This is a genomic window from Pararhizobium sp. DWP3-4 (assembly GCF_049898205.1).
Lineage (GTDB): Bacteria > Pseudomonadota > Alphaproteobacteria > Rhizobiales > Rhizobiaceae > Pararhizobium.
In genome coordinates this window covers 1-12698 of the sequence record NZ_JAFCXF010000027.1, presented here as the reverse complement: position 1 = coordinate 12698, position 12698 = coordinate 1, and the positions used below count along the sequence as shown (strand labels likewise).

The window sequence follows — 12698 nt, the reverse complement described above, 5'->3', positions numbered from 1 at the left end:
ATGCAACATTATCGATCGTTATTTGGCAAAGACGGTCCGTGCGGTTATTTCCTCACGAGGCTTTTAAACTGCACACAGCAAAATCATCCCAACCAAGGGTCAGCGATGATCGCGCCGGTCCCTTCGAAGTCCTTGACGTTGCGGGTGACCACTGTCAGCCCGTGAACAAGCGCGGTCGCGGCAATCAAAGCATCAACTTCATTGCGCCGATCGAGAATGTGCAGATGGGCGCAGCGCGTCGCAACCGCATCGTCGATGGCAATGATCCGGCCGGCAAATTCAGGCCGGACGTGGCTGTCGAGCCAGGTCCGCAACCGGGCGCCTTGGCGTGCATCGCGCCGCTGTACCCCAAGGATACCACGCTCCAATTCCAGGATGGTGATCGCCGAGAGGAAGAAGGAGGCCGCATCTTCCCGACCGACCCAGGCGACGACATTGGCGTCGGCTTTGCCGTCACCGATCTTGCGCAGTTCTGAGACGACATTGGTGTCGAGCAGATAGGTCAAGACAAATCCACCGGGCGCGAAACAATCTCGGCAGGCTCGGGCGAGAAATCGATCTCGGAAAGCCCCGGCATGGACAAGATCTCGACCAGGTTGCGGCGCTTGCCGGATAGACGATTGAAGTCGTCATAGGTCATCAGCACGTGCGACGGCTTGCCCCGGTCGGTGATGATCACTGGTCCATGTTGCGCGGCCTTCTTGGCACCGCTGACGTCGTGATTGAGTTCGCGGCTCGTGAGGGTAGACATGTCACTGCACTCCGATGTAGGTATGTACCTACATATAATACCAATCGTCGCCGACACAAGGTTAGACGTCATAGGATGAGGACGCGTCAGGGAATGGAGTGGCGCACCGCTCCATTCAAAGCCATGCCGGTCGTTACGCGGCTTCCCAGACCTGGTTCAATATCTTGGCAGCCAAAGCCGCCTTATCCTGTGGCAAGAAGCGGCCATAGTGCCAGGAAATCCCGGACGTTATGAGGGCCGTGTGGCAGCAGACCCTTGATGGCACCGCGGCCGGTATAGGGATTGTAGATCCATAGCGCTGAATCAGGGGCCTCATAGAACTTGGTAGTCGTAGGCCGCGTCCAAACTGGTTGTCTTCACCGTCTTGACGAACAGAGTGCCTAGATCCTTTGCCGACCCTAGCAAGACACCGCGATGGCGATCGATATAGGCCTCGATATTTATAGAGATCAAGCAGGTCCGGCAGGTGAGCCGAAACGGTTTCTGTCCAAAGAAGGACGAGCTCGAGCTCTTGAAGGCTGCCGACGGGATAAGCACCTCCCGATCGCTCCAGCGCACCTCACCGCATTTCATGTCTTCCCGCCGTCGATCGGAACTCGGGAAGTGGCACCACGGGCAGAGACAGAGCTGGCGAAGTAACAGGTTCACGCTCTTCGCCTAGCCCGCCGTGCCCGACACAGCCGCGGCCAGCGCCCTGATCGCCGAGGCATGGGCCGGCGTTCGTGCCCGTGAAAGAAGGACGATGTCTGAAGGCGGCAGCGGTGGCAGCCCCAATTCGGCGCCGCGGTCGGGCAGGCCACGGGCACAGATGTCGCCCATCGGTGCAACACCCGCGTCTGCAAGAATTCCGTCATGGAGGGCCGCGCAGCTTCCGGCGATGAAGGCGTCGCGCCAGTCCACGCCGGCCCTTCGAAGCTGCGCGACCGCGATTTCCCGGACGCCGCACTCGGATCCCAGCGACACTAGCGGGATGGCGCTGTTCGAGCGCGGTCGCCAGCCCGGAGCCGTTCGCCACCCCAGCCTGTCGGTGCGCAGGATCTCGCCTTCGGAGCCGCCGCCGTTACGCCGGATGATGGCGGCGTCCGCGTGGCCGGATGCGAAGGTCTCCTTCACATTCCGGGAGAAGCCGATGTTCACTTCGATGACTGCATTGGAGGGAAGTGCCACGCGAATCGCCCGTATGGCCGCCGATAGGCGACCCCCGATCGCATGATCACTGGCAGCGAGCGAGAAGTTCAGCGGTGTTTCGTTGCCGAATGTCAACGCTTCCTCGTGCTTGGCGAGCAGCTCCCGTGCCTTTGGCAGGAAGACCTGGCCGTCTTCCGTCAGGCGCAGGTGCCTCGGCGTGCGGTCGATCAGACGCCTGCCCAGCCGCTGCTCCAGCGTCTTCAGTTTCAGGCTGACGACAGGTTGCACGGTTCCCGCCGCCTCGGCCGCCTTCGTCAGGCTGCCAAGCTCCACGGAGAGAATGAACAGGCGGACGCTCTCGAGATCAATCATATAAAATCACTATGGTTGAAGTATCAGGGATTATCTTCTCATTATGGTGAGATTAGCGCAAGGTCCTCCGGCAACAAGGAGATGCCCCATGCCCATGATCAAAGCCCGCTACACGAAACCCCAGGACGGACGCGATCCGAAACAGGAAATTGCGGCTCTGCTGTCTCGCCTGACGGCCGAAATCCTACACAAGGACCCGGGTGTCACCGCGGTCCTCGTCGAGAGCGCCGAACCCGGTGATTGGATCGTTGCCGGATCGAGTGTCGCCGACCAGAAGGTTGGAACCTTCTATGTCGAGGTCTCGATCACTGAGCAGACGAACACCAAGGACGAGACGACCGAATGGGTCCGGCGCGTCTATGACGAGATGAACGCACTTGTCGGCCCGGTGCACGAGGCGAGCTATGTTCTGGTCCACGCAGTCGATGGCGATGCCTACGGTTATGGCGGGCTGACCCAGAACCTGAGATGGGCGCGCAAGCACAGATAGTGTCGGCGACCGGATGAAGCCTGTCGCGGAATAAGGAGGACGAGATGCCGATATATGAGCTGGCAGCCGTCGGCGCCGCGACCTGTTGGGCGCTGACAGGGCTCCTCTCCGCGGGCCCCGCAGGATATCTCGGAGCACTGGTCTTCAACAGGACGCGGCAGCTCTTTGTCGCCTTCCTGCTCGGCCTCTACGTGCTCGCGTCGGGGACATGGCGGGAACTGCAGCCCGAGGTACTATGGCCCCTCCTCCTGTCGGGCTTCATCGGCATCTTTGTTGGCGACACGCTTCTGTTCACCTGCCTGAACCGGCTGGGCCCCCGCCGCTCGGGAATCCTGTTCGCCCTCAACGCCCCGATCGCCGCGCTGCTCGGATGGGCGGTGCTTGGCGAGCAGCTTTCCGGTATCGCCATGACTGGCGCAGGCCTGACGCTCTGCGGGGTTCTGCTCGCACTCCTCTTCGGCAAGCGCAAGGCGCAGATGCACCAATGGGAGACCGTGAAGGGACCGCTTTGGCTTGGCGTCCTCGTCGGCGTACTAGCCGCGCTCAGCCAGGCGATCGGCTCCCTGATCGCGAGGCCCGTCATGGCGACCGGGATTGATCCTCTGGCCGCCTCCATGCTGCGTGTTGCGGTCGGCGCCCTCTGCCTGACCGCGCTTACCCAGCTGCCAATCGAGGCGGTCGGGCCGAAGGGGCCGCTGACCAAGAGCGTGTTCTTCCAAACGGCCATGACGGGCATCATCGCCCTGGCCTTCGGCATGACGCTCCTTCTCTTCGCGCTTTCGGGCGGAAAAGTCGGCATCGTCTCGACGCTGTCTGCGACTACACCCGTGATTATCCTGCCGATGCTCTGGCTGAAGACCGGGGAACTACCTGCGCCCGCTGCGTGGGCCGGAGGCGCACTTGTCGTGGCCGGGATGGCGCTAATCTTCTGGAGGTAGGCGTGGGCCTCAGAAGTACCGAAGTGTCTCTGACTGGAGCTGACAATCCAATTGCTGCCGTCATCGCCCGTGCATCCAGGCCTCAAGTCATGGCGCCTGTGTCTGATATGGCGGGCCAGTGGTTCGAAATCAAATCGTGTCGGGGCAGACGGCGGTGAGTTATTACGGCATTATACTTTCCATGTTCCGCGCATCCACGCTCTCCCCCTTTGTATGTGTCTCCCGCGCTTCATTAGGGCGAACCGACAGCTAGCCCACTTGCCACCAATGGCATGAAGCTTCTCCGCTATGTCAAGCAAAACGGCGGCATATCGCTGACGCAATCCTTAGACGCTTTTCACAGGAAATGTGTCGAATGGGCGGCACGTGAATTTCAGTGGCCCGGGTATGAACCGGAAATCCTCTATTCGGTGAATAAGGTTCTCAACGAGCCGGATCTCCCTCCGCTCTCCATACTGCATTGGGCGCTGCAGGACCTTCGTATCATCCGCCACTGCAAAGGCAGGGCCCTGCTTGCGAAGCATGGCGATAAATTCTTCAGGATCGGCCTTCCGATCGGGATCGAGGCGATCATCCTCCACTGATAAGCGCCAAGGAAAAAGTAGACCGTGGTGCGGGTCGAAGCGCGTGCTGCGCGACGGCGAAGATGTCTCGTGCCCACGAAGTGCGGATTTTGCATGCGCGCTTTTCGATCTTCGCTCACGACGGATAGTGCATCAAGGTCATCGCAGGTGTGGATCGCTGCCGTGCCGGCGGCGGGCTACCGCGATGACGGCAAGATCGGGTGCAAGTAGGTCGTGTTTATCTGCGAAGGCGACAAAAATGCTGCGTGCTGTCTCCGGCTCAACCTCGCCATCGATTGCGGCTTTGCAGGCTTTCAATGACACAGCGTGTGCAGCATCATGGTTTGTTTTTGGCCATTCCAGCAGAAATCGATAGGCCTGCAGCACCGATCGTATTTGTGTTGGCATACCTAGGCCGGTTAAAATCGTAACCGGTATTTCGAACATATCGGGTTTCATGGCGCACTCCTTTCAAAGAGCCCGATTGTTGAAAGTAAAGGGGCACCGATAACCGGCGCCCCTTGTATTCGAGCTGGTTAGGCGGCTTTCTGAGCCTCGATCTGGGGCGTGGTCACCTGTTTTGGGATGGACGTGTTCGTCTGGATCTCGATTTTGCGGGGCTTGAGGGCCTCGGGGATTTCACGGACGAGGTCAACTGACAACAGTCCGTTCGTCAGATCGGCACCAGAGACCCGAACGTGATCAGCGAGTTCAAAACGGTGCTCGAAAGGCCGACCGGCGATGCCACGGTGCAGATAGCCTTCGCCCTGCGCTTCGCCCCTGTTTCCGGTGATGGTGAGCAGGTTCGACTGGAACGTGAGGTTCAGATCGTCCTGTGAGAAGCCGGCAACCGCCACTGAAATGCGATAGGTGTCATCACCCGTCTTGACGATGTCATAGGGCGGCCAGTCGCTGATCGAGCGGGCACGCTGGGCATTTTCGAGGAGATTGAAGACACGGTCGAAGCCAACGCTTGAGCGGAAAAGCGGTGCATAGTCATAAGATGTTGCCATAGCCATATCCTCCTTGAAGCAACATGGGTACGAAGGTGCCGAGCTCGCGGCACCTCAGCGATCACTGGCCCTTTCGGCATCCAGTGAAAAAATATCTGGTTTTCCAAAAATTCAGTTTCAAGATCACGGCTAGGGAAAATGACGAAAATTTTTGCAGTGGGTTCTGGTGTGTCACCGGCGCAGACTTCTGTCGGAACAGCGGCACTCCTCCTCTTAAGCCGTTGTTCGTTCTTTTCGAAAAGCCTGCCGCACTTCCTCCCGCGGCAGGCTTTTTCGTTTTCGGACGAGACCGCGGACGCCCACGTCAAAGCCCTTAATTCTAGTATAAAGGCTGAACTGCCAAGCTGTTTCAGTTGGCGCCGTGGCGATTCGCATCAGCGAGCTTGGCCAAACATGGCGGAGGTTTCGTGCTGCCACGGACCACCCAAATACCGCCACAGATCGAGGCCGATAATCTCGATTGTATGCGGTCGGAATTTCTCCATAAGAGCTGCGTGCAAGGTATCCGCCGCCAATTTTGAGACTTTGTTCTGGATCGTAATATGGGGCTGCCACTTCTGCATGTCCTGGCCACCCAGCCACGGCATGAAGGCTCCCCTCAGTCTGGCGTGGATGGCCCGAAGCTCCGGGCTGGCAATCGTGAACGCGACACCAGCGCCGATATGACGAAGGTCACTGACGTCAGCTGTGATTGGAGCATACCTTGCCGCAACCTCGATAAGATGCTGGACAATTTGCTCCCTGCATTCGCCGGGCAGACGGTGAAACATCGTCAGATGCGCTGACAGAAAATTTCGATCCGGTGGAAAGTACTCCTGACGAAGACGATTAAATGGCTCGAGGTCGCCGTCGGAAATGCGCGCCGTCAGGATCAGGGGCTGAAGAGTTTTCAAGATACCAGACCGTCCATGTGAGTTTCAGAAATCCAGATCGAGCGGCGGTTGTTCCGCACCATTAGCGTCCTGGTCGTTGGTCAGCGATGACAGCGTAACTCCGAGTAGCCGCGCCGATAGCTTGAATGGATAGACGGTCGCAAGCACGGCGGAAGCGATATCGATAATCTCAGCGACATTCGCTCGGCTGCGCGGCAGTACGGCTTCGGGTCGCCTGGGTAAATCCGAATACTTGATCTTGACGGTCACCGTCTTGCCGCTGATGCCCTGTGCCTCGCAATATCTCCAGACTTTTCGGACAGCGGTTTGAGCCTAGGAATTGCGCGTTCGAGATCATCAATGTCCTTGACGAATAGCAACAGACTTTCCTCGTCCGGCTTTGGTTTGGTCTGTGGCGGCACGATCACCAGCATGTTGGCGAGGAGCGGGCGTTGCAGATGGCGGGCCTCGTCCCAAGGCGCCATCAGCCAAGTGTCGACCTCTTCCGGCGTGGTAAGAATTGCCAGCATGGCCTTTTCATGGATGGGAGAGACGATCTCGTTTGGCGATGTCGAACATCAGTGGCCGATGTTCATTGCCGGCAAACCAGGCGTTCGGCACACGCCCGCCCTCCACCTTGCTGGCCGGATCCGGTTCGGCAAAGGAGGTGAACGGCACGCCAGCGGCGCCAGTGCGGGGAACCCACATTAAGGATATTGGTGACGCCGGGGTCGTAATTCTTCACATAGGCAGGCGGTGACGTCATGCCCCACGTTGCCCGTGCGATCTCCCGCTGACCGTCCTCTGCGATGCGGGCAATCGGTGCCTGATAGCCCGGGTAAACGTCGAAGCTCGCTTCGTTCCAGCCAGCTTGATCCCGGAAGGCTTTCGTGAACTGCAGAACCGCGTCGCGGGTGGTCGTCACATTATAGAGATTGCACATTCGATCCTCTCCCTATTTCCACATGGCCCGCATGCGCGCACCGACATCGATGCGGATCTGCTGGGCGCTGCGCTCGGACGCAACTGCTGAGACCTTCGGCCAGGTCGTCGTCTCGAAGAATTGCAGCAGGGTCGTCGGAATGAACCGCGTCCTTGCGGCGTAAACGTGCCGATCACCCTGCGCGGCCTGCCCATGGGTGAAAAACCGCTGCGGCATAATCAAAGCGAGGTGATCCCGGGCGCGGGTCATGGCGACATAAAGCAGCCGGCGCTCCTCCTCCAGTTCCTGGGTCGTGCCGGTTCCAAGATCTGAGGGTATGCAACCGTCGACCACATTGAGCATGAAGACAGCGCGCCATTCCTGGCCTTTGGCCGAATGGATGGTCGACAGGATCAGATAGTCTTCGTCGAGCAGCGGCACCCCGGCCTGGTCGCTGGTGGCGTCAGGCGGATCGAGCGTCAGTTCGGTCAGGAAGCGTTCGCGCGAGGGGTATCCACTGGCGATCTGCTCGAGCTGCAGCAGGTCGGCCTTGCGGGTGTCGGCATCCTCATGGATGCGATCGAGATGCGGTTCATACCAGAGGCGTGCCTGACCGATATCCGAGGGCCAGCCATCTTCGGTCTTGCGCAGGTTTGCGAGCAACTGAACGAAGGATGTCCAGTCTTCGCCGGTCTTGGGCGGAGGCGGGATTTCAGCCAGGGCCAGCAGCGGCTCCGGGTCGGTCGCGATCGTCTCGAGAATATTGCCGGCCGTCTTTGGCCCGATCCCCGGCAGCATCTGCAGCAGGCGAAAGCCGGCGACGCGGTCGCGCGGGTTCTGGGCAAACCGCAGAACGGCCAGCATGTCCTTCACATGGGCGCTGTCGAGAAACTTCAGGCCGCCGAATTTGACGAAGGGAATGTTGCGGCGGGTCAGCTCAACCTCGAGCGGACCGCTATGACTGGACGTGCGGAACAACACGGCCTGGTTCTTCAGCGTCATGCCGGTCTCGCGATTGGCCAGCACCTGGTCGACGATGAAGTTTGCCTGCTCGGTTTCATCCTTGACGGTGACGAGTTTCGGTCGCTCCAGCGATTGCCGGTCGGTCCACAGGTTCTTGGTGAAGCGCTCGCGCGCCAGATCGATGACGCCGTTTGCCGCAGCCAGGATCGGCTGCGTCGAGCGGTAATTGCGGTCGAGGGTGATGATATCGGCGGCCGGACTGAAGGATGATGGGAAATTGAGGATGTTGCGAACGGTTGCTGCCCGAAACGAATAGATCGATTGCGCATCGTCGCCAACCACGGTCAGACCACGACCGCCGGGTTTAAGCGCCATCAGCACCGAGGCCTGAAGCCTGTTGGTATCCTGGTATTCGTCAACCATCACATGGTCAAAGCGGTTGCCAATATCGTCGGCAAGATCAGGATCGCTGACCATCTGGGCCCAGTATAGCAGCAGGTCGTCGTAATCGAGGACGTTCTGGACCTGCTTGGCTTCGACATAAGCAGCAAACAGCTGCTTTAGTTGTTCTTCCCAGGTCACCACCCATGGAAAGTGCTGGCGCAGGATTTCATTCAGCGGTGTCTGCGAGTTGACCACTCGCGAATAGATTGACAGGCAGGTGCCCTTGGTCGGAAATCGGCTCTCGGTCTTGGACAACCCGAGTTCGTGACGGGCAAGGTTCATCAGGTCGGCACTGTCCTCGCGATCATGGATGGTGAAATCTACGTTCAGTCCAATCTGCTCGGCATAGATCCGCAGCAACCGTGCCCCGATCCCGTGAAACGTGCCAGACCAGGCCAGCGCGTCGGCGAGAATGCCGGAATTGGCGCCAAGCACATGTTTGCAGATCCGCTCCACACGGCGCGCCATTTCGGACGCCGCTCGACGGGAAAATGTCATCAGCAGCATGCGCCGCGGATCGGCGCCGTTGACGATCAGATGCGCCACCCGATGCGCCAAGGTATTGGTCTTGCCGGATCCGGCGCCGGCGATGATTAGTAGCGGTCCCGCCACTTGTCCGTCTGCCAGTCCAACGCCGAATTGCACAGCCTGCCTCTGCTGCTCGTTCAGTTTTCCCAAATAGGAAACCGTCATGCCGTGATCCCCGATAGTTGCCAGTCTGTCCCGGCCGTTTTGGTTTGGATGCCCGTCGCATGTGCGTCGCGTTCCTAACTCACCGCCATGCCTACCGTCCGAATCAGAACTGACTCGTCGGGATAACAAGAACAAATAATGAACATATCAGCTGCGATCGCCGCTGGAAAGCCCAGAGCAAGGGTCTGCGTTTGACGGGCTTGGCGCCGTTGTCGCAGAGTTAGTTCGTCTTCCGATGACGGCTTCCAGATGACTGCAGGTTGCGGCGGAAACGTCCGGCACCATCGGCATCGCGCTGCGCCGATGCCGGCGCCCGATAGAGGGAATAGACTTCGGTCAACCAATGGCCGCCACGACACGGTGGCGCATCAGCGTTCTTCCCTCTGAGCCGCTCCCTTTGCTGGGCATCGGCCGAGCGAAACGATGCAGATCATTTCAGCCTTTGCAATGAATTGGTCCAGTGTCATACGTTCGAGAGCCATAGCTTCGTCCCAGAGACTCTCTATCAACACCCCCTCGCGTGTGAGTTTCACGCTGAACGCATTGCCGGTAATGGCTAATTCGTGATGCCCCGCACGGACATTCTTGGCATAGCCAAGGTATTGCTCGCGATCGGCTAAAGTGCGTATGTCACTATCCACGAGTTCTTCAATCAGCGTTCTCACCGATACGTCATTCATCTTTCAAGGAAATTCCGTAGAATTCGAGTAGCAATCTGCCATCCTTGATTCGTAAATCGGCATTTGCCCCACCAGCAACCAACAGTTTTACCATCTCGAGATATCCGTCCCTTCTGTCGCTCGCCGCATAGGCCAATGGCGTGCTGCCGCCTTGATCCTGTGCGTCTACAAAGGCGCCGGCATTGATCAATGCCCGAGCCACATCGATGTGCTTGTAAAGCGCCGCATAGTGGAGCGGTGTCATCTTTCGACGGTCCGACTTATTTGAATCGGCATGCTTTTCAAGCAGCAGATCGACCGTGCTCTTATCATTTTCGATGACGGCGCGAAGCAGAATCGAGCTTCCATCCCTGGCATCGACCGAGTTCACGTCGATGCCTTGCTTGACGAGGACTTTAATCGTCTCGAAATCGTCGATGACGAAAGCCTTTTATAGTTCTTGATCCAATTTTTCAGCCATGGGTCAGTGGATTTGGGGGCAGGGGGCCTGTCGGGACTTAGAAGATGGGGGTAGTCCTAGCCGGCAACGTCGAGGGAGCCAGACTGGAGCTTTTCGACAATCAGCGCAAGCCTGAATGTCGATTTGCACTCGTCATGCGGGGTGCTCAATGCAGACGAGGGCGGCCCTTCCGGCTCTGGGAAATCCACGCTGATCCGCTGCTTCAACCGGCGCCAGCAACAGCGCGTCGCGATCGCCCGCAGCCTCTGCATGGAGCCGGCCGTCATGCTATTTGACGAGCCGACTTCAGCACTGGATCCGGAAATGGTCTCGGAAGTTCTTGATACGATGTCGAGCCTTGCTCGTGACGGCATGACGATGGTCTGCGTCACCCACGAGATGGGTTTTTGCGCGAGCGGTTGCCGATCGGGTGATTTTCATGAATTCCGGCCAGATCATCGAAGAGGGGAGTCCGGAGGAATTCTTCACCAACCCGCAGCATGAGCGTACGAAACTGTTCCTCAGCCAAATTCTCATGCATTGAGAACAAATTCCTAAGTCGAACAGGTAAATCGAGGCCAGTTGTTCGAATCTAATCAAGGCGGTGGAGTTGGACAAGCTTCCAGGCCATGACCTTGTAGCAGGCGAATGGGAGCGGCTATAAGACGAGAGCTGTGCCGTCTCCACCGGAATCCAAAGCAATGAGCAATAGGGCGTTGCCATGTAAGTTTCGGCCGCAATTCGGATACGCCGGGTTGGGTGGTGACGAAACGAACGCCATTCGACGACGGTCCTCATGAGGTCCAGAAGGTCATTCCTTACCTGGAGCGCGCCTTCTTGCACGCAGCCACGGGGTCGCTACCGCGGCCATGGTTGCTGTCATGGCGAGACCGCACAGCACGGCCTTCGACGTTGTGGTCATCGTGCCCTCGATCAACATTGCGTGGACTGCACCACCAAGCACTACGATGCTGACGAGGCTCGCGTGGCCGACGCGCCAGGAACGCGGCGAGAGACGCCGCCGCAACAGAGAGAGTAGCGCGGCTGCAAAGAGAGCCCACATGGATGCCACCCCCCAGACAGAAAACGGTGTTGGCGAGCGCAACAGTAGCGCGTCGACTATGTCGGGAGGGCTGGTGATCCACAGGCCAGCGACGTGAACAACAACGGTCGCGACCAAAAGCACGCCTACTGCACGGTGGACAAGACGGCCCAGCGGCAGGTGCAGGCCAGGCAGCCATCCACGCGCGAGGAGGGGTTGGACCAGAAGGAGGCAGAGAGCAATGACGCCCGCCAAGCCGGCAGCTATATAGACCGGGTCGCGCCAAGCTAGGTATTCGCTCGTCGCGGCAAAGGTCAGGGGCAAGAGGAGCGCGAGCACGAATCCGGTCCAGATCAGCAGTGCGCGGGCCATACGCATCGGTTCAGGTCAGACCGGCTGGAGGATGAAATGCGCCTCGAGGCTGGCGACCTTCGGGTTCGGCAGCAGGGGGCGAAGGAACACTGTGTCGAATTCGCCGCTGTCATAGGCAAGGTGCGCATGTGCTTGACCGAGTGCCGGCACGATCTGCGGCATTTCGAGCCGAAACGCCCCATTGGCGTCGGTCAAAGTAGCGCCGTGGCTGCGCAAGTCGCGCTCGCTGCCTTCGGTCGTATGGGCCCAGATCTGGATGCGCTGGCCCGGTAGTGGGGCGCCGTCTCCAGCGCGGCGCACTGTACCCGACATCCAGAAGCCGCCTCCGCCGATACGCTCGACAATCTTCGCGCCGGGCACATAGTTGTTGGCGCCCCCGCGCATCGACGGCGTCGCGGCGAGACCTGCGGCGCGAGCAGGCATCGCGAGGCCAGTGAACCCGGCCAATGCAAAGGTACCGCCAGCGGCAAGCAATGCTCGGCGCTCAAAATCGATGTCAGACATGCTGATCTCCTTCCCGAGTTCGGTGATGAACTACGTCGATACTTACCGCCTTTTCGGCCGGCGACCAATCGCGGCGGCGAACACAACAGGGCACGGTTTCGTGATGGGAGGCAGCCACAGCAATGTTGCGAACAGGCGGTGAGTTGGTCGAGGTCTTTGCGTCTGGTCATCCAACGGGTTCCTCTTCTGGCCGTTCTGAGACAAGAAGATCCCTCGTAATAGCAGGGCGATTGGTTCGAATCTCGTCAAGGCGAGCATAGGCAGCATATCACCAGTGAGTACGCGATCAGGTCAGCAGCACGTCGACTTCGAGCCGCCTATCGTCTCCAATTAATTTCGCCGCGGTGAGGCATTCGAGCAGGCTCTCACGCCCGCGTCTCCCGTCAGAAGTACTCGGCGGCCATTCTCGATGAGCAGTACGAGAGAGGCAAGATTGGGGGGAGAGGGAGGGACATACTTTTCGATCGCGAGCGCCAGTCCCTGCGCTTGGCGGGCGACGTCCGCCGCGGACA

General features: G+C 59.1%; 15 protein-coding genes and 4 pseudogenes. 5 read left to right on the top strand and 14 right to left on the bottom strand.

The annotated features are described in order from the left end of the window. Positions 1-83: 83 nt before the first annotated feature. From ACP7E6_RS28825 to ACP7E6_RS28810, 4 genes and pseudogenes are all read right to left on the bottom strand, one after another. Positions 84-506: a type II toxin-antitoxin system VapC family toxin gene (locus tag ACP7E6_RS28825; RefSeq protein ID WP_426233525.1), complete on the bottom strand. Its 423-nt coding sequence runs from the start codon at positions 504-506 to the stop codon at positions 84-86. After that, entirely contained in the window at positions 503-751 is a 249-nt protein-coding gene (locus ACP7E6_RS28820) for a type II toxin-antitoxin system Phd/YefM family antitoxin (RefSeq protein ID WP_426233524.1), read from the bottom strand. Before ACP7E6_RS28820 ends, ACP7E6_RS28825 begins: the two co-directional genes overlap by 4 nt. 133 nt (positions 752-884) lie before the next feature. Beyond that, positions 885-1387: pseudogene (locus ACP7E6_RS28815) on the bottom strand (hypothetical protein); the annotation flags it as partial. A 21-nt stretch (positions 1388-1408) separates the two neighbouring features. Then, entirely contained in the window at positions 1409-2251 is an 843-nt protein-coding gene (locus tag ACP7E6_RS28810; RefSeq protein ID WP_426233523.1) for a LysR family transcriptional regulator, read from the bottom strand. 88 nt (positions 2252-2339) lie between these two features. Here ACP7E6_RS28810 and ACP7E6_RS28805 point away from each other — a divergent pair, with 88 nt between their 5' ends. From ACP7E6_RS28805 to ACP7E6_RS28795, 3 genes are all read left to right on the top strand, one after another. After that, the gene (locus ACP7E6_RS28805) at positions 2340-2741 is read left to right on the top strand and encodes a tautomerase family protein (RefSeq protein WP_426233522.1); all 402 of its coding nucleotides are present in this window, start codon (positions 2340-2342) and stop codon (positions 2739-2741) included. Between the two features lie 44 nt (positions 2742-2785). Continuing rightward, a complete protein-coding gene (locus tag ACP7E6_RS28800) occupies positions 2786-3679 on the top strand; it encodes a DMT family transporter (protein WP_426233520.1) in 894 nt (297 codons plus the stop codon). Positions 3680-3951: 272 nt separating this feature from the next. Beyond that, positions 3952-4263 carry a hypothetical protein gene (locus ACP7E6_RS28795; protein ID WP_426233518.1) on the top strand — a complete coding sequence of 104 codons (312 nt, stop codon included), beginning with the start codon at positions 3952-3954 and terminating at the stop codon, positions 4261-4263. A 138-nt stretch (positions 4264-4401) separates the two neighbouring features. On the opposite strand, the gene ACP7E6_RS28790 is transcribed toward ACP7E6_RS28795, so the two are convergent. The 6 genes and pseudogenes from ACP7E6_RS28790 to ACP7E6_RS28765 all read right to left on the bottom strand — a co-directional run bounded on the left by ACP7E6_RS28790 (position 4402) and on the right by ACP7E6_RS28765 (position 9149). Continuing rightward, on the bottom strand, positions 4402-4701 hold the full coding sequence (locus tag ACP7E6_RS28790; RefSeq protein ID WP_426233516.1) for a DUF982 domain-containing protein: 300 nt from the start codon (positions 4699-4701) through the stop codon (positions 4402-4404). A 77-nt stretch (positions 4702-4778) separates the two neighbouring features. Continuing rightward, entirely contained in the window at positions 4779-5255 is a 477-nt protein-coding gene (locus tag ACP7E6_RS28785) for an Hsp20 family protein (RefSeq protein ID WP_426233514.1), read from the bottom strand. A gap of 374 nt (positions 5256-5629) precedes the next feature. Next, on the bottom strand, positions 5630-6148 hold the full coding sequence (locus tag ACP7E6_RS28780; RefSeq protein WP_426233513.1) for a 2'-5' RNA ligase family protein: 519 nt from the start codon (positions 6146-6148) through the stop codon (positions 5630-5632). A gap of 24 nt (positions 6149-6172) precedes the next feature. Further along, on the bottom strand, positions 6173-6397 hold the full coding sequence (locus tag ACP7E6_RS28775; RefSeq protein ID WP_426233511.1) for a hypothetical protein: 225 nt from the start codon (positions 6395-6397) through the stop codon (positions 6173-6175). A 104-nt stretch (positions 6398-6501) separates the two neighbouring features. After that, positions 6502-7070 (bottom strand): annotated as a pseudogene (locus ACP7E6_RS28770) (SOS response-associated peptidase); the annotation flags it as partial. 12 nt (positions 7071-7082) lie between these two features. After that, a complete protein-coding gene (locus ACP7E6_RS28765) occupies positions 7083-9149 on the bottom strand; it encodes an ATP-dependent helicase (protein WP_426233509.1) in 2067 nt (688 codons plus the stop codon). A gap of 175 nt (positions 9150-9324) precedes the next feature. Between ACP7E6_RS28765 and ACP7E6_RS28760 the strand changes: the two are divergent. Beyond that, positions 9325-9570, top strand: a pseudogene (locus tag ACP7E6_RS28760) (damage-inducible mutagenesis protein); the annotation flags it as partial. Here the strand turns inward: ACP7E6_RS28760 and ACP7E6_RS28755 are convergent. Both ACP7E6_RS28755 and ACP7E6_RS28750 read right to left on the bottom strand, forming a co-directional pair. Beyond that, positions 9518-9829: a hypothetical protein gene (locus tag ACP7E6_RS28755; protein WP_426233507.1), complete on the bottom strand. Its 312-nt coding sequence runs from the start codon at positions 9827-9829 to the stop codon at positions 9518-9520. The pseudogene ACP7E6_RS28760 and the gene ACP7E6_RS28755 overlap by 53 nt on opposite strands. Then, on the bottom strand, positions 9822-10229 hold the full coding sequence (locus tag ACP7E6_RS28750; protein WP_426233564.1) for an ankyrin repeat domain-containing protein: 408 nt from the start codon (positions 10227-10229) through the stop codon (positions 9822-9824). The genes ACP7E6_RS28755 and ACP7E6_RS28750 overlap by 8 nt, the downstream gene beginning before the upstream one ends. A 273-nt stretch (positions 10230-10502) precedes the next feature. On the opposite strand from ACP7E6_RS28750, the pseudogene glnQ reads away from it, so the two are divergent. Further along, positions 10503-10812, top strand: a pseudogene (glnQ, locus tag ACP7E6_RS28745) (glutamine ABC transporter ATP-binding protein GlnQ); the annotation flags it as partial. A 267-nt stretch (positions 10813-11079) separates the two neighbouring features. Here glnQ and ACP7E6_RS28740 read toward each other — a convergent pair. Together ACP7E6_RS28740 and ACP7E6_RS28735 are read right to left on the bottom strand one after the other, a co-directional pair. After that, positions 11080-11682 (bottom strand): ferric reductase-like transmembrane domain-containing protein, encoded by a 603-nt coding sequence (locus ACP7E6_RS28740; RefSeq protein WP_426233505.1) that lies wholly within the window; start codon positions 11680-11682, stop codon positions 11080-11082. A gap of 15 nt (positions 11683-11697) precedes the next feature. Continuing rightward, positions 11698-12186, bottom strand: coding sequence for a twin-arginine translocation pathway signal (locus tag ACP7E6_RS28735; protein ID WP_426233503.1), 489 nt, complete (start codon positions 12184-12186; stop codon positions 11698-11700). Positions 12187-12698 lie beyond the last annotated feature (512 nt).

Coding starts and splice junctions, on each gene's coding strand:
- ACP7E6_RS28820 (WP_426233524.1), bottom strand. CDS start 751: ATGTCTACCCTCACGAGCCGCGAACTCAATCACGACGTCAGCGGTGCC.
- ACP7E6_RS28810 (WP_426233523.1), bottom strand. CDS start 2,251: ATGATTGATCTCGAGAGCGTCCGCCTGTTCATTCTCTCCGTGGAGCTT.
- ACP7E6_RS28805 (WP_426233522.1), top strand. CDS start 2,340: ATGCCCATGATCAAAGCCCGCTACACGAAACCCCAGGACGGACGCGAT.
- ACP7E6_RS28800 (WP_426233520.1), top strand. CDS start 2,786: ATGCCGATATATGAGCTGGCAGCCGTCGGCGCCGCGACCTGTTGGGCG.
- ACP7E6_RS28795 (WP_426233518.1), top strand. CDS start 3,952: ATGAAGCTTCTCCGCTATGTCAAGCAAAACGGCGGCATATCGCTGACG.
- ACP7E6_RS28790 (WP_426233516.1), bottom strand. CDS start 4,701: ATGAAACCCGATATGTTCGAAATACCGGTTACGATTTTAACCGGCCTA.
- ACP7E6_RS28785 (WP_426233514.1), bottom strand. CDS start 5,255: ATGGCAACATCTTATGACTATGCACCGCTTTTCCGCTCAAGCGTTGGC.
- ACP7E6_RS28765 (WP_426233509.1), bottom strand. CDS start 9,149: ATGACGGTTTCCTATTTGGGAAAACTGAACGAGCAGCAGAGGCAGGCT.
- ACP7E6_RS28755 (WP_426233507.1), bottom strand. CDS start 9,829: ATGAATGACGTATCGGTGAGAACGCTGATTGAAGAACTCGTGGATAGT.
- ACP7E6_RS28740 (WP_426233505.1), bottom strand. CDS start 11,682: ATGGCCCGCGCACTGCTGATCTGGACCGGATTCGTGCTCGCGCTCCTC.
- ACP7E6_RS28735 (WP_426233503.1), bottom strand. CDS start 12,186: ATGTCTGACATCGATTTTGAGCGCCGAGCATTGCTTGCCGCTGGCGGT.